Genomic DNA, 20,377 nt, shown 5'->3' with positions numbered 1-20,377 from the left:
CGAAGAGACTTCTAGATATGAAACAATTCCAAACGGTTTCTGCGGTGCTTGGTCCCACAAATACTGGCAAAACCCACTATGCGATAGAGCGAATGTTAAGCTACAATAGTGGGATTATTGGCCTTCCATTGAGATTATTGGCTCGAGAAGTGTACGATAAAATTGTCCGTTTGAGAGGTGTTTCCAGCGTTGCACTTTTGACTGGTGAAGAGCGTATTGTTCCCAATAAGGCTCAGTATTGGGTCTGTACCGTTGAGGCTATGCCTGAAGGAATGAGTAGTGAGTTTTTGGCTGTCGACGAAATACAATTAGCTAATGATCCAGAGAGAGGACACGTCTTTACTGCTAGACTTCTAAAATCACGCGGCTCCCTTGAGACGCTATTTCTTGGATCGGAAACCATGCGCCATCCAATAAAAAATCTAGTGCCTGATGCAAATTTCATATCACGAGAACGCCTCAGTAATTTAGTCTACACTGGATCTAAAAAAATATCTAGGATACCAACTAGATCTGCTATTGTCGGCTTTTCTGTCGATAATGTCTACTCCATCGCTGAGATTTTGAGGAGATTAAAGGGTGGTGCAGCTGTAGTTATGGGCGCTTTGAGTCCCAGAACTAGAAATGCTCAGGTTGAACTATATCAAAATGGTGATGTCGATTACCTTGTGGCAACTGATGCTATTGGTATGGGCCTAAATCTAGATGTTAATCATGTTGCATTTTCTTCCCTTACTAAATTCGACGGACGACGTAGCAGGGACCTCGCTCCCAACGAGTTGGCCCAAATAGCTGGTCGCGCAGGGCGCGGCATGAATAATGGGACATTTGGAGTTACAGGAGAGGCGAAACCCTTAGATCCAAAAGTAGCAACTTCAATAATGGAGCATCGTTTTACTCCCCAAACAACTTTGCAATGGCGAAATACGAATCTAGAATTTGGGACGATTGACAGACTAATTTCGTCGTTAGAGGTGTTACCTGACAATCCATCACTCATAAAAGCGCGAGATTCTGATGATTTGCTAGTGTTGAAAACTTTAAGTCAATCAGAGCCAATACTCGAACGTGTCAAAGAGCCAGCGGCTGTTAAATTATTGTGGAAAGTCTGCAGTATTCCAGATTTTAGGTCGATCGGTCACGGGGAACACGCATTATTATTGGAGACGATTTTCACCAGTTTATTTGATTTTGGACGAATTCCTGATGATTGGTTACAAAAACAAGTTTCTTCATTAGAGATTACCAACGGAGACATTGATACTTTATCAAAAAGACTAGCATATATGCGAACTTGGACATATGTTTCCCATAGAAAAGGATGGGTTGATGACGTAAATCATTGGCGTAATAGGACTTGCTCGATTGAAGATTTGTTGTCGGATGCATTACATGAATGTCTGACAAAAAGATTTGTTGATCGGCGTACTTCCGTGTTATTGCGTCGGCTTAAAGATAAGGAGGCTCTGGTGGCCGAGGTTGATAATGAAGGTAAAGTGACCGTAGAGGGTGAATTCGTTGGGAAGCTTGAAGGGTTCCGGTTCATGGCAGATAAAGATGCAAACGGTGCTGAGGCCAAGGCTTTGAAAACTGCTGCAACGGAGGCTTTAGTACCTCACTTTAATTTGATGGCCGATAGATTTTACAATGCTCCTGATACTGAAATAGACTTCACGGATCAAGGTGGTTTGATGTGGGGCGAAACTGCGGTTGGAAAGTTGTTAGCTGGTGACAATCCTTTAAAACCGCGTATTAACGTTTTTATTGAAGATTACGTAAATACTGAAATTCAACAAAAAGTTGAACGGAGGCTTCAGCATTTTATAGATCGCAAGATTGCAACTTTGTTTGAGCCACTGCTGGCATTAGAGAGAGATGATAAGCTAGCCGGTCTAGCGCGTGGTTTTGCGTTTACGTTGGTGGAAAATTTTGGATTGGTTCCGAGAGAAACTGTAATTGAAACAGTGAAGTCACTGGACCAGGATGCGAGAGCAACCTTAAGAAAACATGGGGTACGTTTTGGCCAACATACAATTTTTATGCCATTGCTACTAAAGCCTGCTCCAACGAGATTAAGATTGGTTTTATGGTCATTGGCGAAAAAAATAGCTGAATTTCCTAGTGCTCCTCCACCTGGACTGGTTACTGTGCCAAGTACATCCTTGGGTTTGAGCGGAGTAGACACGATGTCTGGATATCGTAATGCTGGAGACAGGGCAATTCGCATAGATATGCTCGAGCGGCTAGCAGACATGCTCAGATTGCAGGACAGCAAAAGTGGATTCGAGTGTAATTCTGATATGCTTTCAATTACTGGCATGACTCTTGAACAATTTGCAGGGCTAATGGTTGGATTGGGATATAAGGCCGAGAAAGGTTCTCGTTTGAAAGCAGTTTCGGAGGGCAATACTGCTCCTAGAACTGAAATTAATCAGGAACCTTTAGTAGAAATTGTGGGCGACCCTAGTGTTAACCTCGAAGAAGTTAAAATTAATGAATCTAAATACGATACCGTCGTAGATATGGAGGAGGAGTTTTATACATTTTTCTGGGTTCCCAAAAAGATGAATAAGGGTAAAAATTTTACAAAGAAAGATGTTAAATCAAGAAAGCAAAAGAGTAAGCTTTCTCCTGTGGAAAGTTCCAAAAGTTCTCGCCACGCAAATAAAAATAACAAGATCCAAGAAAAACAAATCGATCCGGACAATCCTTTCGCTAAGGCGTTGATGGGTTTTAAACAAGAAAATTAACCTTTTGGATGATAAACCGAAAAAAATCCGGATTGATAAATGGCTTTGGTGGGCGAGGTTTTTCAATACTAGAAGTCTTTCGACAAAGATTATTACTAAAGGATCTGTGAGAGTAAATTCACGTCGTATTTTTAAGCCATCAGTTGAGATCAAAGTGGATGATGTCTTAACATTCACATCTGGAAAATCTGTACGCGTGATAAAGGTTTTGTCTTTGGGGGAAAGGAGAGTAAATTATGAAGAGGCAAGAAAGATGTATGAAAATGTTGAAGGTACCGACTAATTGAGGCACTCATAATAAATATATTTACAATCGAATTTAAAGATATAAAAAGTGTTTGTCTGAATTAACTAGCATGAGTGATTAGGTACTGAATTAATTTAGATTTTTTTGACATGAGGCGGCCAGAGTAGAAATGACATATATCGTAAATGATAACTGCATAGGATGTAAATACACAGATTGTGTAGAGGTTTGTCCTGTTGATTGTTTTTATGAAGGTGAGAACATGTTGGTCATCCATCCTGATGAATGTATTGACTGTGGTGTCTGTGAGCCTGAGTGTCCTGCCGATGCCATCCGGCCTGATACAGAGCCGGATATGGAAAGATGGGTGGAATTTAATAGAAAATACTCAGAACTATGGCCGGTCATAATCACCCAGAAAGATCCTTTGCCTGAAGCTGAAGAGAGAGACGGTGAGACCGGTAAGCTTGAAAAATACTTTTCTGAAAACCCGGGTGAAGGTGGTTAACTCTTGGGCTTAAATTGATCCTTTTCATTTTTTAGACTTTCTGTTATCTGTCATCGTCGTTGTGAAGGCATAGAATACGCAAGAGACCCATAAATTTATCAACCGAGATTAAATTATACTTAATTGTCAGGATCAATGGTTAAACCGTCGGTTTGAGTATGAGTATTGAAGGAAAATTGATGGCAAGTTCAAATAATTCAGATTTTCGTCCAAATGAATTTGTAGTATACCCTGCGCATGGGGTAGGTCAGATAATATCCATTGAAGAACAAGAAATAGCCGGTACTAAGCTCGAATTATTCGTTGTGTCCTTTGAAAAAGATAAGATGACTCTCAGAGTGCCTACTCATAAAGCATCAGAAATCGGAATGAGATCTTTAAGTTCTCCAGAAGTCATTGAGAAGGCTATGACCACTCTCAAAGGCAAGGCCAGGGTTAAGAGAGCGATGTGGTCGCGTCGAGCACAAGAATATGAGCAAAAGATAAATTCTGGAGATCTGATTGCCATCGCTGAAGTTGTGAGGGATTTACATCGAAATGATGACCAGCGAGAACAAAGTTACTCTGAAAGGCAGTTGTATGAAGCTGCATTAGAACGTTTAACTAGAGAAGTCGCTGCGGTTGATGATGGGGATGAAGTATCTGCAGCAAAAAAAGTCGACGACGTTCTCGTTTCAAGAGCTGCATAAAATACTAGAATAGTTTGGCAATTTCGGTACTAATCTGGCAACTTAGAGTCAATATGATAGAACAGGGGTTCTAGCCCTGCGGTACTTTCAGTGTGATGTTCTTGCCGCCTTTGATGTAACGGAGCTCACTTTCTCCAATTGCAGCCACCTCACCTCCATCTATAGTGTCACCGACAGTCACCATTTGTCTTTTCCCATTTGACAGGCGTACAAGTGCCCGGCGCGACTTTGAGTTTCCATAAACACCGATTAGGTTAGTCCTTCGCAGATTAAGCACGTTCTGAATGGTTGCTTTCTTGGTTACTCTTGGGCTTGAAGGTACATCTGGGACTATCCCTGATATGTTGGCTTCATCGCCTTCATATTGTATAACACCCAGTGCCTGATCTATTAACATGCTAAGCCCGCTAGGGCGTTCCCTAGGCTTTACGCGTAGACCTTTGAAGTTAATTGATGAGGTTGAGAGACTTGAAAGATTATACTTTGAGAGCTGAATATTGTTGGGTCTTAATCGCGGTTTTTTTTCTGCAAGTTTACGCTTTTTTGCGGCAATTAAAGCATCGGGTGTTTTGTCTGCAGGCCTAGTTTTTGGGCGCAGCTTGGACAGTATCTTTATATTTACGTTGCTTTCACCGATACTTAAATAGTTTGGAATAGGTTTTATTGGTGGTATAACTTCTGGGTTGCCAGAAAAAACTTGATGTCCGGCCGGGGCCAAAGCTCCTACTTTTGTAGCAATTGCTAGGCCATTTTCGTCTAATTTGAAACTAGAGCCTATCGAAAGTGGTGATCGAATATCAAGAAGGGCTTTCAACTCTGATACAGTAGTGGCTTTGTCTAACGCGATTGCATCCAAACTTATAACTGAAGGGTCTATTGATGTTATGTATACGTCGCCAAGCGGCACATTCGACGGAGGTTGAGCTTGCACTGGAACTTTTGGCCAAATTCCACTTTCTGTATAGAGCGATGCTACTTCGATGTCATTTAACCGGCTGTATTTGGATTTTCCATTTCTTAATTCGCTAAAATCTTTAAAATTTACGCTCTGTGAGGCCTCCACGGCTAATTTAGAATATGAGTTTGAATCTACCTCTATCGTGGGCTCACTTTGAGTAAAAAGAGGCCCCTCGTATCCTGTTTTAACTATTTTTTTCTGAGCGGATGCAGTAACAGATTGATCAGATATAGTTTGATTATTTGAAAAAATGCCAAATGCAAATTTTTCGTTTAAGAAACTTAGAAAAATAAAAGAAAAAAATAGTACGACACCAAATCCTACAAACCAATTCTTACCCGGTCTGTTCGTGTCCAGCCCGTTAATATCCTTTAAGATTTTTGCACTAAGCAACATATCATTAGACGGATGCACAAGATATTTAGATTTATCTTTGTTCACCTACAAACCCCCAACTTCGAATTTAACTCTAAAGATAAATAAGAGCTGCATCAACCCATAAACTTCTCTTAAATTACGTCAAAATTTTGTAAAAGTTTATCCACACTTTAGATAATTTAGAGATTATTCTTCATGTAATAATTACTTGAGAGATTTATCTAATGCCTGCTTGAGATCGCTGATCAAGTCATCCGCATCTTCGATGCCGATCGAAATTCGTACAATTTCTGGTCCTGTGCCAGCAGCTTTTTGTTGCTCAGTGGTTAGCTGTCGATGAGTTGTAGATGCTGGATGGATAACAAGTGATCTGCTGTCTCCCAAGTTTGCAACATGACTGAAAATGTCTAGGTTATCGACAAATTTTACACAAGAGTCGTATCCACCTTTCAGGCTAATTGTGAAAAGTCCACCGGCTCCCTTTGGGCAAATTTTTTCTACCCTCTCATAATATGGTGAGGAAGATAGTCCTGCATATGTAACCTTTTCGATCGCTGGGTGAGACTCTAACCAGTTTGTTATTCTCATGGCATTTTCAACATGCTTATTCATTCTAAGTGAGAGAGTTTCGATACCCAACAAGGAGTAGTGCGCGGCTTGAGGATTCATTGTCATACCTAAGTCTCGCAGGCCGATTGCTATTCCATGAAAAGTAAATGCTAATTCCCCAAAGGTTTCCACAAACTTCAACCCATGATACGCTGGTTCTGGCTCGGAAAGGGATGGAAATTTTCCAGACTTGGTCCAATCAAATTTTCCACTGTCAACAACACAACCGCCTGTAACAGTACCGTTTCCAGTCAAATATTTCGTAGTGGAGTGAACTACAATAGTCGCTCCATGTTCTATTGGTCTGCACAGATATGGAGTTGCTGAGGTATTATCAACTATCAATGGAATGCTGGCGGCGTTTGCGATTGAAGAAACCTCATCCAGATCAGTTATATATCCACCCGGATTGGCTATCGCTTCACAAAAAATTGCCTGAGTGTCTTCATCAATAGCAGATTGAATCGCCTTGAAATCGTCAAAATCTACAAATTTTGCGCTCCAGCCAAAACGTTTTATCGTGTTGCTGAATTGGGTTACTGTTCCACCATAAAGACGCGTAGACGCAATTATATTTTTGCCTGGTTTCATTAATGGAAACAAAGCCATAATTTGCGCAGCGTGACCTGAAGAACAGCAAACCGCACCTACACCACCCTCTAATATTGCAATTCGTTCTTGCAAAGCCGCAACGGTTGGGTTTGTAAGCCGTGAATAAATATAGCCAACTTCTTGCAAATTAAATAGCCTGGCTGCGTGCTCAGAATCCTGGAATACAAATGCAGTGGACTGGTAAATTGGAGTTTGTCTTGATCCAGTTGCAGGATCTGGAGAACTGCCTGCATGAATTTGAAGTGTATCAAAACCGTAAGAAGGACCCTTTGCCATTTGTAATCTCCATAAATTAGAATTTTCTATCCAGAAGTTTTAGCAAAGCAAGACAACTATCACCATAGGAAACATGATCTTATTTTTCTTGCCTATGTAGGAAAAATATACTGCCATTTATATTTTTAGAAAAATTTTTTACTTCGGTGGTCATTTATCCGTTGTATTACGAGGCGGTAGGTAATTGTTTTTAAACACTCTTAATCAATAATTTTATAGAATAATATGGTGGGCGACCTTGGAATCGAACCAAGCGTGCGTCTCCGCGAGGGAGTTACAGTCCCCTGCCACACCTTGCGGCCTGTCGCCCACTAGCTATAAACCAGCTACTGGGTGATTAGCGTTAGGAAAATCTGGCGTCAACAGGAAAATCCTGTAATAAAAATGAGACTTGAGTTCATATAGTTGAGAATTGAATAAGGTAGTTCTTATGAAAAAGCCAAAATGGGTGGTCGAGAAAGAGCGCCTTCGAAAATCTGAAAAAGAAGAAAGTTTTTTTCTTTTTGGGCTTCATGCCGTGGAAGATGCATTATTAAATCCTAGGCGCAAAAAAATGCGTTTAATAGTTACAAAAAATGCCCGAGCGAAGTTGGCGAAGGCAATTGATGTTTCGGGAATTACTCCTGAAGTGTTAGAACCCAGAGACTTAAACGATTTTATTGATAAGAATTCCATTCATCAAGGCGCATTGCTTGAGGTGAGACCTTTGGAATGGGGTAGTCTTATGGATGTCGTAATGCAATCGAAGTCAAAATTACCAAATCTTGTACTATTGGACCGTGTAACTGATCCTCATAATGTGGGTGCAATTCTGAGGTCTGCAGAAGTTTTTGGTGCTAGCGCTGTTGTGGGCACTAGGCATCATAGTGCGCCAGAAACTGGAGCTTTAGCCAAAGCTGCAAGCGGCGCTCTTGAACGTCAACCTTACATCAGAGTAAAGAACCTTTCGGATTCGATATTGGAATTAAAGAAAATAGGCTTTGTAGCTCTTGGTTTAGACGCCGCTGGTTCTAGTGACATTTCTGATGCAGCAAAGCTGTACTCTGATAGACCCATTGCTCTAATTCTTGGTGCTGAAGGACCTGGGCTTAGATCGCGAACGAAGGAAGTGGCAGACGCTTTAGTTAAAATTGAGTCGATATCATCATTTGGCTCACTCAATGTGTCTAATGCCGCGGCTGTCGGTTTGTATTCTATTACCGCAGTATGAAAACTTGTTATTATCAAGATCAGTAATGATTTTAGTTATCTTTGTTTTAATAATTCTTTAATCCTCTCTGGTAAAGTTTATCTAAAATGGGTATCTCATGAAACTAATATTTACGGGAGAAGTTTTCTTTGAGTTTTGATAAGCCAGGTAAGGTAGAAAAAAGTTATAGTGACGTCATTTCTTCAATTTCTGACATAATTGACGATGCGAGAAATGGGCGTATGTTCATTCTTGTTGACCATGAGGATCGTGAAAATGAAGGGGACTTGGTAATACCTGCGCAAATGGCGACCCCTGATGCAATCAATTTTATGGCGACGCACGGCCGTGGATTAATTTGCCTTGCACTCACCTCCGATCGTATCTCCCAGTTAGGTTTAAGCTTGATGAGCACTCACAATTCATCGAGACATGAAACTGCATTTACAATTTCTATTGAGGCACGTGAGGGCGTGACTACTGGAATTTCTGCACATGACCGGGCGCTTACAGTTTCCACCGCGATAGACTCTAATAAGAACCAAGCTGACATCTCTACGCCTGGACATGTTTTCCCTTTAAAAGCAAAAGATGGTGGTGTCCTCGTTAGGGCCGGACACACGGAAGCGGCTGTAGATATTAGTCGTCTTGCAGGCCTTAATCCATCTGGCGTAATCTGTGAAATCATGAATGAAGATGGCTCAATGGCCCGATTGCCTGAGTTAGTGGCTTTCGCTCAGAAACACGCACTTAAGATAGGTACAATTTCAGATTTAATATCATATCGTAGAAGGCATGATAACTTAGTTAAAGAGGAAAAAGCAGGAAAAGTTAAGTCGGAGTTCGGTGATGAATGGGACATGTCGATTTACGAAGACGAAACCCACGGCGACCAGCATATAGTCTTAACAAAAGGTGACATAAAAAGCGGTGATCCAGTGCTAGTCAGAATGCACGCCTTGGATCCAATGTTAGATATTTTAGGAGTTGGCCCGTTTGGCCGTGCCAATGAATTGAGAGAAGCTATGAAAATAGTTGCGGAGGAAGGCAGAGGAGTTGTCGTTTTGTTGAGAGATACAGATATGAAGCTGTCTTCTACTGAAGCGGCTTCGCCCAAAACGCTCAGACAATATGGTTTAGGCGCACAGATTTTGTCTTCGTTGGGTTTATCCCGTCTCATTTTGCTTACCAATTCTCCAAAGCCAAAAATTGTAGGATTAGAGGCCTATGGGCTGGAAATTACCGGTACAAAGAAAATATCGGAGTTGAAATAATGGTAAAATCGGAACCAGCCAGCGATATAAAGCGTCCAAAGTTTACTAAGCCAGTTAAGGTTCTGGTAGTTGTGGCTCCATATTATAAAGAAATAGCAGATGATTTGGTTGCTGGGGCAACGGAAGAAATAAGTGCGTCTGGCGCTGAGTTTGAAATAGTTAACGTACCTGGAGCGCTCGAAGTCCCAACTGCAATTGGAATGGCTAGTCGCCTATGTGACTTTGACGCGTATGTGGCGTTAGGTTGCGTAATAAGAGGAGAAACGAGTCATTATGAAACAGTGTGCAATGACAGCTCGAAAGGCTTGCTTATGCTCGGTCTGCAAGGATTAAGTATTGGCAATGGGATATTAACTGTTGAGAATATTAACCAGGCCAAAGAAAGATCTGATCCCAAAAAATTGAATAAGGGTGCAGGTGCAGCCCTAGCCGCTTTGAGTTTACTTTCTTTAAGTCTTTCTTGGCAGGAAAAGAGTAAAGATATAGGCTTTAAATCTTCTGGTAACACATGAATTTAGCTTACTTGTAATGGTTGCATCTAGTAAAATTTCGGGAAACCAAAGTAGAAAAATGAAGTCAATGAGCCGGCTTTATGCCGTGCAAGCTCTCTTTCAAATGGAACATTCTTCAGTCTCTGTAGATAGGGTCTGCGAGGAGTTTTTAGAGTTTCGTTTTGGCGATAATGATCAGGATCTAAGATTTATTGATGGAAATCAGAAGCTTTTTAAAAATTTAGTTTCAAATGCAGTTAAATTCCAAGCGGCTATTGATCAGATGACTGATAAGGCTCTGGTCGATAAGTGGCCGATTGATAGAATTGATCCAACTCTGAGAGCTTTGTTCCGAGTAGCAGGGGCTGAAATGAAAGGTTCAGATACGCCGTCAAAGGTAATAATTTCTGAATATTTAACTATATCTGAGGCGTTTTATCCGGATGGTAAAGAAACAAAATTTGTAAATGCAGTTCTAGATTTCATGGCGAAGGATGCAAATCCAGCTGATTTTTAAGCTGATTTAAATAATGATTATTTGTCAATCTATTAAAAGCTTTAGTTAAAGCAGTGGGCCCCATAGCAACCGTCGGGTTATCTCATTCCCGAGGACCTGTTTTTACAGGTGGGCGCCAGGTAAATGAACCAAGATTCAAACAGAGCCAGCTCCCTCGGAATTGCTTAAGGCCACCGGAATGCAACCTGAGACGAGTTGAACAGTAACCCACCAGCGGTTAGGTAATCCGTCAAATAATATTTTGCAAGTGGCATTTAAAATAAGCAAGATATAATATAGTAGGGCAGCCTAATTGTTTTTCCAAATAAGAGATAATGGCGGATTTTAATTCATCAGGTCAAAGAATTGCGCGGGGGGTTGCTAGGCATTTGGCAAGGTTGAATTTTGCTTCTTTAGAGGAGTTTGTTCCAACTCGCGGATTACGTGTGGATTTAATGGCGATTGGACCAAAAAGTGAAATTTGGATTATCGAATGCAAGTCAGGACGTGCTGACTTTATGGCTGATAAGAAATGGCAAGGGTACTTAGATTATTGTGATAGTTTCTTCTGGGCTGTAGATATGCAGTTTCCAACAAATATACTCCCGGATGAGGGTGGCTTGATCGTGGCTGATGCGTTTGACGCTGAGATACTACGAATTCCTGAAGAGAGTCCACTTAGTGCTGCCCGCAGGAAGAAAATAATTCACAAGTTTGGGCGAGATGCAGCGTTACGTCTGAGATCTTTCCGTGATCCAGATTTTCCGTATGGCTATTAAGTTAACTTCTTTTTGTGTCTACAAGTTCAGCAGCAACTTTGGCTGCAGATAAAATTTCGTCAGCGATTTCTCTCGCTTCGTCAGGCTCAAAATCCATCGGTATTTCTATGGAGTTATTCGATACATAAAGGCGTACCATTCCCTTTTCCGTTGGCCCTATTTGCAGACTAGCTTCAACATTGGATTCCGTATCAATCCCCATAAGTATTTCCTTTTGTGCTGGTTTTAAAACTTACACGATAGTTACCTTCAAAATAAGCTCTAAGCAAACATAATGACCGTAACTTTCATGGCTAAGAAATATATTTAAATTACTTGCAATTAGAGTTTTTGAGCGATAGATCCCAGATTAGTGCCGCCTTAGCTCAGTTGGTTAGAGCGCTGGATTGTGGATCCAGAGGTCCCCCGTTCAAGCCGGGGAGGCGGTACCACCAAAATATAGTTTACAGGTCTGTCTTACATCAAAAAAATTGATGAAATACATATAAAGTTAAATTTAATATTCATTTTCTTCCTAAAAGCATGCTTCCCAAAACATTATTTTTTAAAAATAGTTGTTGATAGACAGTACTTGTAAGGTGCAGAGCAACTAAAAGTAAAAAAATTGATTTAAGCATAACATGCAAGTTTGCAAAAGCTTCGATACCTCTGAACCATCCCATTGCTCCCGTGATTGGGAGGGCAAGCAACAAAAAATATAGAGTATAATGATTTAAGTGCTTAATAATCTTGCCTACATAATTGATTTTATTATCTTCACGGTGGTTAGAGTTGTCAAAACGCTGAATAAGACGCGCACATGCCAAGCAAAAAATAACAAATCCTGTTAAGATATGAAGCGAGATTAAAGGGCTTTCCAGGACTTCGTACCCGTTAAATCTTGCTTCCAAAGATTTCGAGATTTTGTGAGAGAATAAAAATTGTGGTACGATCAGGATAACCACAAGCCAATGTAGTATTATTTGGCTATTTGAATATTTTCCATCCAATTACATACTCCTTAAATTTATCCGTCCATTTTAAGGGCTGATATGAAGGCCTCTTGTGGAATATCTACTTTACCAAATTGACGCATTTTTTTCTTTCCAGCCTTCTGTTTGTCCAGGAGCTTCCTCTTTCTGGTAGCATCACCGCCATAACATTTTGCAGTTACATCTTTTCTCAAAGCTGCCAGGGTCTCGCGCGCTATTACTTTACCGCCTATAGCCGCCTGAATAGGTATCTTAAACATATGGCGAGGTATAAGGTCTTTTAGTTTTTCACACATGGCACGGCCTCTAACTTCTGACCGGTCCCTGTGTACCATTACTGATAGTGCGTCGACTGGTTCTTCGTTTACCAAAATCTGCATCTTGACCAAATTATCTGTTCTATACCCGGTCATTTGATAATCAAATGAAGCATAGCCTTTAGTAACTGATTTCAAGCGATCGTAGAAATCAAACACCACCTCATTTAACGGCAAGTCATATACAACCATCGCACGAGAGCCGGCGTAGGTTAAATCTTCTTGAATCCCTCTACGATCCTGGCAAAGTTTAAGCACGTCTCCCAAATAATCATCTGGTACCAATATTGTCGCTTTTATCCTCGGTTCTTCTAAATGATCCACCTTTGACAAATCAGGCATATCAGCAGGATTGTGCAGCTCAATCATTTCTCCATCACGAGAATAGACATGGTAAATTACGCTTGGAGCAGTAGTAATCAAGTCTATATCATACTCTCGCTCAATACGGTCTCTTATTACCTCAAGGTGAAGTAGTCCTAGAAATCCACAACGAAATCCAAAGCCTAATGCAGCGGATGTTTCCATTTCAGAGCTAAATGATGCATCGTTTAGTGCCAGTTTTTCGATTGCATCCCGTAAATCTTCAAACTGGGAACTGTCAACAGGAAATAAACCACAAAAAACTACTGGCTGACTTGGTTTAAATCCAGGCAACGCGGTATCTGTTCCCCGTTTGTCGTGCGTGATCGTGTCGCCAACTCTAGTATCTCGAACCTGTTTAATTGATGCAGTAATAAACCCTATTTCGCCCGGGTAGAGACAATCAACATTTTCCATCTGTGGTTTAAATACACCAATTCTATCGATAGTGTGGAGGGTTCCGTTAGACATCATTTTGACGCGATCACCCTTTTGCATCTTACCGTCCATTATTCTTACTAAGACTACTACTCCCAGGTAAGCATCGTACCAGCTATCGACCAGCATTGCCTTAAGTGGTGCGTCAACATCTCCGGTTGGTGCAGGCAACTTATTAACAATGGCTTCCAACGTTTCACCAATACCGATACCTGATTTCGCACTGACTTCGATCGCTTCGCTAGCATCCAAACCGATAACATCCTCAATTTGCTCAGCTACTCTGTCACAATCTGAGGCGGGTAAATCAATTTTATTCAGAACAGGTACTATTTCATGATCGGCGTCGATTGCTTGATAAACGTTTGCCAGTGTTTGTGCCTCAACCCCTTGTGTGCTATCCACTACCAAAAGCGACCCTTCAACAGCTCTCATTGACCTGCTTACTTCGTAGGCAAAGTCTACGTGACCTGGAGTATCTATCAGGTTAAGAACATATTTTTCACCATCTTTGGCAATATAATCAATTCTAACTGTATTGGCTTTAATTGTAATCCCACGTTCGCGTTCAATGTCCATGCTATCGAGAAGTTGCTCTTTCATATCCCGATCCGACACAGTTGAAGTCGTTTGAATTAATCGATCGGCCAAAGTAGATTTGCCATGATCGATATGAGCCACTATCGAAAAGTTTCTTATATTTGCGAGGTTTGTCATATTTCCGATATGAGTTTAAATTAGGCTTTGGTCAAGGTTCTTTTTTATAAATTCTTGACCAATATTGCACGATATTTAAAAAATAAAGTTACTGTTAAAAATCACTTAAAAAAGTTCTAACAGCAGCTTCAAATTCACGTGGTTTTTCTGCATGAAGCCAGTGCCCGGCATTTGGTATTTTGGCAAACTTTGCTCTAGGAAATAGTTTTTTTATACTAGGTCGATGTGTAATTTGTAGATAGTTACTTAATGCTCCAGATAAAAAAAGTGAAGCTTTTTCGTATTGTCCTGGCAGCTGAGGAAAAGAAATTATTTTTTCCATTTCACGCTCGAGCACATCTAAATTAAGTTTCCATCTTTTATTTTTTATATCAATTGATTGGGCAAAAAAGCTCCGCAACTCTGGCTCTGGAACACTCTCTGCTAACTGTATTATGGCATCTGTTCTGGTGGCTAATCTATCTAACTGAACTTTTTTCATTGCACTAATGTACTGAGTATTATCGTGTGAATAGCTAACGGGTGCTATGTCAGCGATAATGAGTTTCTCTACTAGGTTTGAATCCAATATTGAGAGTACCATTGCCGCTTTTCCACCCATCGAATGACCTAAAACAGCCATCGATCCAAAGTGTTTAAGAAATTCTTGAAGATCTCCAGCCATGTCGAAGTAACTTTGGGTTTCGCACCATCGACTGTCACCATGGTTACGTTGGTCGATGGCAAAAACTTCTCTTTCATCTGACAGTCTTTTCGAAATTACACCCCAATTTCGTGCTGAACCATATAATCCATGCACAATCAAAAGTGGGGTTTTATTAGATTGCGTAGATGGGTAGTGTATATAATTAAGCATTATACCCCTATGTCGCTTATTTAAATTTGAAGGTAGAATAATACAGTGTGCGGTAGATTTGTATTAGAAACACCATTAAAAGCAACTGCTGAAATTTTTAACGCGAAAATGGCAAAAAGTTTGGTCTCGGCGCCCAATTTTAACATATGCCCTTCTGAAAACATTAGTGTGCTCGTCAGCAATTCGGGTAAGAGAAAATTAGGACAGATGCGCTGGGGTTTTGTGCCACATTGGTACAAATCGGTTGCAGATGGGCCATTACTATTCAATGCTCGAGCAGAAACTCTTGCTGAAAAACCTGCGTTTAGAGAAGCTTGCCGTAAAAGGAGATGTTTAATACCAGCGGATGGCTTCTACGAGTGGAAAAAAAAGTGGGCTCAAAGAGTAAACCTTTTTATGTTAGGAGATCAGATAGGCAGCAAATGATCTTTGCTGGAATTTGGCAATTTTCGGATGATCGGGAAGATAGAATCCCGACGTGTACGATCATAACTGTACCTGCCTCAGAGCAAATATCAGGGATCCATAATCGTATGCCACTTTTAATAAATCCGTGTGACTGGGCTGTCTGGCTCGGTGAAGGGCAGGGTGTCAAAGCGGCTAAACTTATGAAAACCCCTTCACACATCGAACTGGAAGTGCTCAATGTTACTAATGAAATAAAATCAACAAATGCGCCTATATGATCACCGCCTCAGTGAAAATATAATTTACCATTGTTATATGCTTGACGCTAAATTTTGACCGTACTAAGTAACAGGCACGATGCGGGTATGGTGAAATGGTATCATAAGAGCCTTCCAAGCTTAAGGTGCGGGTTCGATTCCCGCTACCCGCTCCAAAAAACCATCACACTACGGCATTAAATTCAAAAAAATCGTTAAAGACAAATTTTTGTATGTAGATAAAAGTGTGGCGGACTGTCACTATTCATTAGATTATATTGACAGCAAACAGTGACTCATGTTTCCGTCGACTATGTTCTTAAGAACTGGGGCGAGTCCGATGGTTGTCGTATTGGGAGGCAACAACGATTGTAGACTCGCCACTCCCTACTTTCTTTGGCCACATATGGATCAGCACTATCATTTTTTTTGAGTTAGTAAAAAGTTTAAGAAATTAAATTGCATGCTTTTCTAAAAAAAAATACCCAATTGTCGTTTCAGTATCTATGGATGATAAAAAGCTCATAGAAACTATTTGGAATGATATGGTTCTCAAAAAACGGTTTGAAAATAACCCTTACAGCTTATCGTGCAGTGAGATTGAGCTTTTACGAAACCAGGAAAAGTTTGAAGAGATAGTTAATTGGGAAAAAACTTCCACTCATGCAAGGCTTTTGAACAACTTATACTTGGAAGGTTATAAGCACTGAAGTTAACAATTAGACTAAGTTAATGAGTGACAATTTTTTATATGGCAACTTTATTAGTTAGCTACTTAAGAGTTTTTTATTAAGCTCAATATTCATGTTGGTAAAACGATTTTTGTACAGTGATAATAAAATAATTAAAGTAATTCAATACCTTAAGGGCGCCAGCTAAACCTACTTGTTCATCATTTAAAATTTTTTGTTTATGCAAAAATATTTTTTAGTAAATAAATCTTTACTCCGCAGCTTGACGTCTGTTAGTTTCGCCGTTCTTAATCAAGCCACGACGAAAAACACGGAGAGGGAATGTCGCACGCTGCGAGATCAAAAGAAAGAAAACCATCAAAAGAATTAGGTGCGTTGTCAGGTCTTTTACCGTTTTTAATTCCTTACAAAGGATTAATAGCAGCGGCTTGTCTGGCGCTTATTCTAACCGCTGGTTTATCATTGGTCCTGCCATTAGCGGTACGGAGAGTAGTCGATACATTTAATAATGGAAACGAAAGTATGCTAGATTTATACTTCGTTGCAATTTTAGTAGTAGCAGCATTATTGGCAGCGGGCACAGCAATACGATATGCGCTTGTCACAAAATTAGGTGAACGCGTGGTTACCGATATAAGGGAAACCATATTTGAGCGAGTTCTCAAAATGAGTCCCCAGTTCTACGAGACAATAATGACAGGTGAGGTAATTAGCAGAATAACTACTGACACGACTCTTATTCTGTCAGTTATAGGATCTTCCATCTCTGTCGCGCTGAGGAACATTTTGATTTTCGCAGGTGGACTTGCGCTTATGCTTGTCACTTCTGTCAAATTAACCAGCTTGGTCCTTCTTATAGTCCCGGCTGTTGTAATTCCAATACTCACTTTGGGCAGAAAGCTAAGAAGGTTGAGCCGCGAAAATCAAGATTGGATCGCATCTTCTTCAGGAAATGCATCAGAGTCGTTGGGAGCCGTACAAACAATTCAAGCTTATACACATGAAAACCTCAGTATTAATGCTTTTAACGATGTGAGTGAAAAAGCCTATCGTTCGGCACGAAAGAGAATTTCTACAAGAGCCTGGATGACCGCAATTGTCATATTTTTTGTATTTTCTGGAATTGTTGGAGTTTTATGGATTGGTGCTCGAGATGTTAGACTAGGCGTTATATCGACGGGTGTTTTGGTGCAATTTGTAATCTACGCTGTAATGGTTGCTGGAGCCGTTGCCGCTTTGTCAGAAATTCTGGGAGAACTACAAAGGGCAGCTGGTGCTACAGAGCGGCTGGTAGAACTTCTTAATTTACGAGATTTTGTAAAAGACCCTCATAAAATTAAAGAGTTTACTGTGCCTGTAAGGGGGGAAATTGAATTCAATTCAGTTAATTTTCGGTACCCGTCCAGGCCTGATAGCCCAGCCTTATCCGAACTCGATTTTAAGATTAAACCTGGTGAAACAGTAGCATTTGTCGGTCCTTCGGGTGCGGGAAAGTCTACACTATTTCAACTGTTACTACGCTTTTATGACCCAATGACTGGTTGTGTAAAAATAGACGGAATTGATTTAAAAGAACTGGCAAGAGAAAAATTTAGGAAAAATATTGCTGTCGTCCCTCAAGATCCAATAATTTTTGCAATGTCAGCAATTGAAAACATCAGGTTTGGACGGCCAGATGCATCTGATGAAGACGTTATAGCTGCTGCTAAAGCAGCATCCGCACATGAGTTTATAAAGAATTTACCAGAGTCCTATCAGACATTTGTTGGTGAGCGTGGTGTAATGCTTTCTGGGGGGCAAAAGCAACGGATAGCAATTGCTCGAGCAATTTTGAGAGATGCTCCGATCTTACTTTTAGATGAGGCAACAAGTGCACTAGACTCTGAAAATGAACTAGCTGTCAAAAGGGCCGTTGAGTCCCTTTCTAAAAGTCGCACCACATTAGTTGTTGCGCATCGGTTGGCGACGGTTAAAAAGGCGGATAAAATAATCGTTATGAACCAGGGCAAACTTGTAGCTACCGGCACACATGAAGAATTACTATCTGCTGGTGGCCTATACGCCAGATTGGCTAGATTGCAATTTTCAGATGGTGAGGATTTGGCGGCCTAGTTCGATAATACAACATCTTTACCCGTTGATCGTTATCTTAACTCTTGCAAGCCTTTTCTTTTCAAACCAAGATGTATTTATATTGGGCAACATACCATAGATAGGGGAAAAGATGAGTTACGCGTCGATAGCTGATATAAAAAAAATAGAAAAGCTTTCCAAATGGGAAGATCGCGACGTCCCAAAGACATTGTATGGTATGCTTTCTAAAGCAGCGCAAAACTACCCAAATCATGATGCAGTAAGCTATCAAATATTTTCGGGTCCAAAAGATAAAGCGGAAACGTTTTCATGGAAAGAGTTGTTCGATAAGGCATCCCAAGCCGCGAACATGTTCCGTAGTTTGGGAATTAATGAGACTGATGTGGTGGCTTATGTTCTACCTAATGCAAATGAAACATTATTCTCTCTTTTGGGCGGTGCAATTTCGGGTATAGTTGCACCGATCAACCCACTATTGGACACGGAACAAATAGCAGCTATTTTGCGAGAAACTGATGCAAAAGTTGTTGTAACCTTGAAGGCTTTTCCAAAAACTGATGTTTGTCAAAAAACTGCACAGGCAGTTGCTTTAGCGCCGAATGTCCACACAGTACTAGAAGTAGATTTGTTAAGGTATTTAACACCACCAAAGTCTTGGATTGTTCCATTGATTAGGCCAAAAAATGATACACAGCATTCTGCGAAAGTAATTAATTTTAACGAATTGTTAGAACAGCAAAATACCTCGCTTGATTTTGAGGATATTCAAGAAGACCGTGTTGCCGCCTTATTTCATACGGGTGGAACAACAGGCATGCCTAAAGTTGCACAGCATAAATATTCAGGGTTGGCTTACAATGGATGGCTTGGTGCGGAATTAATATTTTCAGCTGATGATAATATAATTTGTCCGTTACCTTTGTTTCATGTTTTTGCTAGCCACGTAATTATAATGGGGGCCATAAGTTCTGGCGCCCATGTTGTTTTCCCGACACCGCAGGGTTACCGAGGAGATGGAGTTTTTGACAACTTTTGGAAATTAATCGAGCGGTGGAAAATTACTTTTATTATCACAGTACCGACAGCTGTCTCACAATTGATGCAAAGGCCTGTAGATGCTGATATCTCTTCAATTAAACAAGCTTTCTCCGGGTCAGCTCCAATGCCAATGGAATTATTTAGACGTTTTGAGGGAGCTGCTGGTGTGGAAATAATTGAAGGGTACGGGTTAACTGAAGTTACTTGTCTCGTTTCTGTAAACCCACCTATCGGTTCAAAGAAAGTTGGTTCGGTTGGTCTCCCATTGCCATATACGGACGTTAAAATCATCACTCAAGAAGATGGTAAATTTAAAGAATGTTCGGTGGATGAAATTGGAGAAATATCTATTTCTAACCCAGGTGTTTTTGCAGGAAAGACCTATACTGAGGATGATAAAAACAAAGATCTATACTACAAGAAAAAGTATTTAAGAACGGGCGATTTAGGCAGAAAAGATGGTGATGGGTTTGTTTGGATAACCGGGCGTGCCAAAGACCTAATTATTAGGGGAGGGCACAATATCGACCCTGCTGTGATTGAAGAAACACTTCTTGGGCATGATGCGGTTGCTTTCGCGGGTGCGATAGGTCAACCAGATGCTCATTCAGGTGAATTGCCATGCGTATATGTAGAGCTTGTGGCCGGGTTGACTGTCTCTGATCAAGAGTTAATGGAGTACGCTATTAACAATATTGGTGAACCTGGCGCTAAACCTAAACACCTAGAAATTCTTAAAGAATTGCCTAAAACTGCAGTTGGGAAGGTATTTAAGCCTGATCTCAGGAAAATGGCCATCACTAGAATATTTGATCAAGCTCTGTCCGAAAAAAATGCTACAGCCAGAGTTTCGGGTGTTAAAGATGATAAGAAATTAGGCCTTGTTGCACAAATAAAAGGTGAAGCACCTGATGCTTTAATTAAGGAGGTTTTGCAAGATTATACGATACCGTGGGAGCGTTCTTAAAGG

Annotated in this window: 20 protein-coding genes and 3 tRNA genes; 16 read left to right on the top strand and 7 right to left on the bottom strand. The window is 40.6% G+C overall.

Annotated features, from left to right (window positions below):
- Positions 1–17: 17 nt before the first annotated feature.
- From ACTF5Q_RS01305 to ACTF5Q_RS01290, 4 genes are all read left to right on the top strand, one after another.
- Positions 18–2,750, top strand: a complete 2,733-nt coding sequence (locus tag ACTF5Q_RS01305) for a helicase-related protein (protein ID WP_438952913.1) — start codon at positions 18–20, stop codon at positions 2,748–2,750.
- A gap of 4 nt (positions 2,751–2,754) precedes the next feature.
- The gene (locus tag ACTF5Q_RS01300) at positions 2,755–3,033 is read left to right on the top strand and encodes an RNA-binding S4 domain-containing protein (RefSeq protein WP_438952912.1); all 279 of its coding nucleotides are present in this window, start codon (positions 2,755–2,757) and stop codon (positions 3,031–3,033) included.
- Positions 3,034–3,166: 133 nt separating this feature from the next.
- Positions 3,167–3,505, top strand: coding sequence for a ferredoxin FdxA (gene fdxA, locus ACTF5Q_RS01295; protein ID WP_153697411.1), 339 nt, complete (start codon positions 3,167–3,169; stop codon positions 3,503–3,505).
- A 179-nt stretch (positions 3,506–3,684) separates the two neighbouring features.
- Entirely contained in the window at positions 3,685–4,194 is a 510-nt protein-coding gene (locus tag ACTF5Q_RS01290; protein WP_153697412.1) for a CarD family transcriptional regulator, read from the top strand.
- 70 nt (positions 4,195–4,264) lie between these two features.
- Here ACTF5Q_RS01290 and ACTF5Q_RS01285 read toward each other — a convergent pair whose 3' ends face one another.
- The 3 genes from ACTF5Q_RS01285 to ACTF5Q_RS01275 all read right to left on the bottom strand — a co-directional run bounded on the left by ACTF5Q_RS01285 (position 4,265) and on the right by ACTF5Q_RS01275 (position 7,337).
- Complete coding sequence (locus tag ACTF5Q_RS01285) at positions 4,265–5,593, bottom strand: hypothetical protein (protein WP_438952911.1); 1,329 nt, start codon at positions 5,591–5,593, stop codon at positions 4,265–4,267.
- 141 nt (positions 5,594–5,734) lie between these two features.
- Complete coding sequence (locus tag ACTF5Q_RS01280; RefSeq protein WP_438952910.1) at positions 5,735–7,027, bottom strand: O-acetylhomoserine aminocarboxypropyltransferase/cysteine synthase family protein; 1,293 nt, start codon at positions 7,025–7,027, stop codon at positions 5,735–5,737.
- Between the two features lie 226 nt (positions 7,028–7,253).
- A tRNA-Tyr gene (locus ACTF5Q_RS01275) sits at positions 7,254–7,337 on the bottom strand.
- Between the two features lie 120 nt (positions 7,338–7,457).
- On the opposite strand from ACTF5Q_RS01275, the gene rlmB reads away from it, so the two are divergent.
- The 5 genes from rlmB to ACTF5Q_RS01250 all read left to right on the top strand — a co-directional run bounded on the left by rlmB (position 7,458) and on the right by ACTF5Q_RS01250 (position 11,256).
- Positions 7,458–8,237 carry a 23S rRNA (guanosine(2251)-2'-O)-methyltransferase RlmB gene (gene rlmB, locus ACTF5Q_RS01270; RefSeq protein WP_438952909.1) on the top strand — a complete coding sequence of 260 codons (780 nt, stop codon included), beginning with the start codon at positions 7,458–7,460 and terminating at the stop codon, positions 8,235–8,237.
- A 128-nt stretch (positions 8,238–8,365) separates the two neighbouring features.
- Complete coding sequence (ribB, locus tag ACTF5Q_RS01265) at positions 8,366–9,490, top strand: 3,4-dihydroxy-2-butanone-4-phosphate synthase (RefSeq protein ID WP_438952908.1); 1,125 nt, start codon at positions 8,366–8,368, stop codon at positions 9,488–9,490.
- Positions 9,490–10,002: a 6,7-dimethyl-8-ribityllumazine synthase gene (locus tag ACTF5Q_RS01260; protein WP_438952907.1), complete on the top strand. Its 513-nt coding sequence runs from the start codon at positions 9,490–9,492 to the stop codon at positions 10,000–10,002. Before ribB ends, ACTF5Q_RS01260 begins: the two co-directional genes overlap by 1 nt.
- 16 nt (positions 10,003–10,018) lie before the next feature.
- Positions 10,019–10,498: a transcription antitermination factor NusB gene (gene nusB / locus ACTF5Q_RS01255; protein ID WP_438952906.1), complete on the top strand. Its 480-nt coding sequence runs from the start codon at positions 10,019–10,021 to the stop codon at positions 10,496–10,498.
- Between the two features lie 314 nt (positions 10,499–10,812).
- Entirely contained in the window at positions 10,813–11,256 is a 444-nt protein-coding gene (locus ACTF5Q_RS01250) for an MmcB family DNA repair protein (RefSeq protein ID WP_438952905.1), read from the top strand.
- 1 nt (position 11,257) lies between these two features.
- Here ACTF5Q_RS01250 and ACTF5Q_RS01245 read toward each other — a convergent pair whose 3' ends face one another.
- Complete coding sequence (locus ACTF5Q_RS01245; RefSeq protein ID WP_438952904.1) at positions 11,258–11,458, bottom strand: DUF6324 family protein; 201 nt, start codon at positions 11,456–11,458, stop codon at positions 11,258–11,260.
- A 152-nt stretch (positions 11,459–11,610) separates the two neighbouring features.
- Here ACTF5Q_RS01245 and ACTF5Q_RS01240 point away from each other — a divergent pair.
- Positions 11,611–11,687: transfer RNA gene (locus ACTF5Q_RS01240), tRNA-His, on the top strand.
- Positions 11,688–11,759: 72 nt separating this feature from the next.
- On the opposite strand, the gene ACTF5Q_RS01235 is transcribed toward ACTF5Q_RS01240, so the two are convergent.
- From ACTF5Q_RS01235 to ACTF5Q_RS01225, 3 genes are all read right to left on the bottom strand, one after another.
- Positions 11,760–12,245 (bottom strand): cytochrome b, encoded by a 486-nt coding sequence (locus tag ACTF5Q_RS01235; protein ID WP_438952903.1) that lies wholly within the window; start codon positions 12,243–12,245, stop codon positions 11,760–11,762.
- A gap of 17 nt (positions 12,246–12,262) precedes the next feature.
- Positions 12,263–14,062 (bottom strand): translation elongation factor 4, encoded by a 1,800-nt coding sequence (gene lepA / locus ACTF5Q_RS01230; protein WP_154033150.1) that lies wholly within the window; start codon positions 14,060–14,062, stop codon positions 12,263–12,265.
- A 94-nt stretch (positions 14,063–14,156) separates the two neighbouring features.
- Positions 14,157–14,918 carry an alpha/beta fold hydrolase gene (locus tag ACTF5Q_RS01225; protein ID WP_438952902.1) on the bottom strand — a complete coding sequence of 254 codons (762 nt, stop codon included), beginning with the start codon at positions 14,916–14,918 and terminating at the stop codon, positions 14,157–14,159.
- A 45-nt stretch (positions 14,919–14,963) separates the two neighbouring features.
- Between ACTF5Q_RS01225 and ACTF5Q_RS01220 the strand changes: the two genes are divergently transcribed.
- The 6 genes from ACTF5Q_RS01220 to ACTF5Q_RS01195 all read left to right on the top strand — a co-directional run bounded on the left by ACTF5Q_RS01220 (position 14,964) and on the right by ACTF5Q_RS01195 (position 20,374).
- Complete coding sequence (locus ACTF5Q_RS01220) at positions 14,964–15,344, top strand: SOS response-associated peptidase (protein ID WP_438952901.1); 381 nt, start codon at positions 14,964–14,966, stop codon at positions 15,342–15,344.
- Entirely contained in the window at positions 15,341–15,604 is a 264-nt protein-coding gene (locus ACTF5Q_RS01215; protein ID WP_438952900.1) for an SOS response-associated peptidase family protein, read from the top strand. The genes ACTF5Q_RS01220 and ACTF5Q_RS01215 overlap by 4 nt, the downstream gene beginning before the upstream one ends.
- Positions 15,605–15,685: 81 nt before the next feature.
- Positions 15,686–15,759, top strand: a tRNA-Gly gene (locus ACTF5Q_RS01210).
- Positions 15,760–16,089: 330 nt separating this feature from the next.
- Positions 16,090–16,293, top strand: a complete 204-nt coding sequence (locus ACTF5Q_RS01205; RefSeq protein WP_438952899.1) for a hypothetical protein — start codon at positions 16,090–16,092, stop codon at positions 16,291–16,293.
- A 303-nt stretch (positions 16,294–16,596) separates the two neighbouring features.
- A complete protein-coding gene (locus ACTF5Q_RS01200; protein ID WP_438952898.1) occupies positions 16,597–18,387 on the top strand; it encodes an ABC transporter transmembrane domain-containing protein in 1,791 nt (596 codons plus the stop codon).
- Positions 18,388–18,499: 112 nt separating this feature from the next.
- Positions 18,500–20,374 (top strand): acyl-CoA synthetase, encoded by a 1,875-nt coding sequence (locus ACTF5Q_RS01195; RefSeq protein WP_438952897.1) that lies wholly within the window; start codon positions 18,500–18,502, stop codon positions 20,372–20,374.
- Positions 20,375–20,377: the final 3 nt, after the last annotated feature.

Source organism: Candidatus Salinivivens marinus, assembly GCF_965655845.1.
Classification (GTDB): domain Bacteria; phylum Pseudomonadota; class Alphaproteobacteria; order Rhodobacterales; family Rhodobacteraceae; genus Salinivivens; species Salinivivens marinus.
This window is presented reverse-complemented; position numbering and strand designations above follow the sequence as displayed.

What these genes read in the sequence shown, in the direction of transcription:
- ACTF5Q_RS01250 (WP_438952905.1), top strand. Translation starts at nt 10,813, where the DNA reads ATGGCGGATTTTAATTCATCAGGTCAAAGAATTGCGCGGGGGGTTGCT.
- ACTF5Q_RS01260 (WP_438952907.1), top strand. Translation starts at nt 9,490, where the DNA reads ATGGTAAAATCGGAACCAGCCAGCGATATAAAGCGTCCAAAGTTTACT.
- ACTF5Q_RS01225 (WP_438952902.1), bottom strand. Translation starts at nt 14,918, where the DNA reads ATGCTTAATTATATACACTACCCATCTACGCAATCTAATAAAACCCCA.
- ACTF5Q_RS01245 (WP_438952904.1), bottom strand. Translation starts at nt 11,458, where the DNA reads ATGGGGATTGATACGGAATCCAATGTTGAAGCTAGTCTGCAAATAGGG.
- fdxA (WP_153697411.1), top strand. Translation starts at nt 3,167, where the DNA reads ATGACATATATCGTAAATGATAACTGCATAGGATGTAAATACACAGAT.
- nusB (WP_438952906.1), top strand. Translation starts at nt 10,019, where the DNA reads ATGGTTGCATCTAGTAAAATTTCGGGAAACCAAAGTAGAAAAATGAAG.
- rlmB (WP_438952909.1), top strand. Translation starts at nt 7,458, where the DNA reads ATGAAAAAGCCAAAATGGGTGGTCGAGAAAGAGCGCCTTCGAAAATCT.
- lepA (WP_154033150.1), bottom strand. Translation starts at nt 14,062, where the DNA reads ATGACAAACCTCGCAAATATAAGAAACTTTTCGATAGTGGCTCATATC.
- ACTF5Q_RS01290 (WP_153697412.1), top strand. Translation starts at nt 3,685, where the DNA reads ATGGCAAGTTCAAATAATTCAGATTTTCGTCCAAATGAATTTGTAGTA.
- ACTF5Q_RS01280 (WP_438952910.1), bottom strand. Translation starts at nt 7,027, where the DNA reads ATGGCAAAGGGTCCTTCTTACGGTTTTGATACACTTCAAATTCATGCA.
- ACTF5Q_RS01205 (WP_438952899.1), top strand. Translation starts at nt 16,090, where the DNA reads ATGGATGATAAAAAGCTCATAGAAACTATTTGGAATGATATGGTTCTC.
- ACTF5Q_RS01305 (WP_438952913.1), top strand. Translation starts at nt 18, where the DNA reads ATGAAACAATTCCAAACGGTTTCTGCGGTGCTTGGTCCCACAAATACT.
- ACTF5Q_RS01195 (WP_438952897.1), top strand. Translation starts at nt 18,500, where the DNA reads ATGAGTTACGCGTCGATAGCTGATATAAAAAAAATAGAAAAGCTTTCC.
- ACTF5Q_RS01200 (WP_438952898.1), top strand. Translation starts at nt 16,597, where the DNA reads ATGTCGCACGCTGCGAGATCAAAAGAAAGAAAACCATCAAAAGAATTA.
- ACTF5Q_RS01215 (WP_438952900.1), top strand. Translation starts at nt 15,341, where the DNA reads ATGATCTTTGCTGGAATTTGGCAATTTTCGGATGATCGGGAAGATAGA.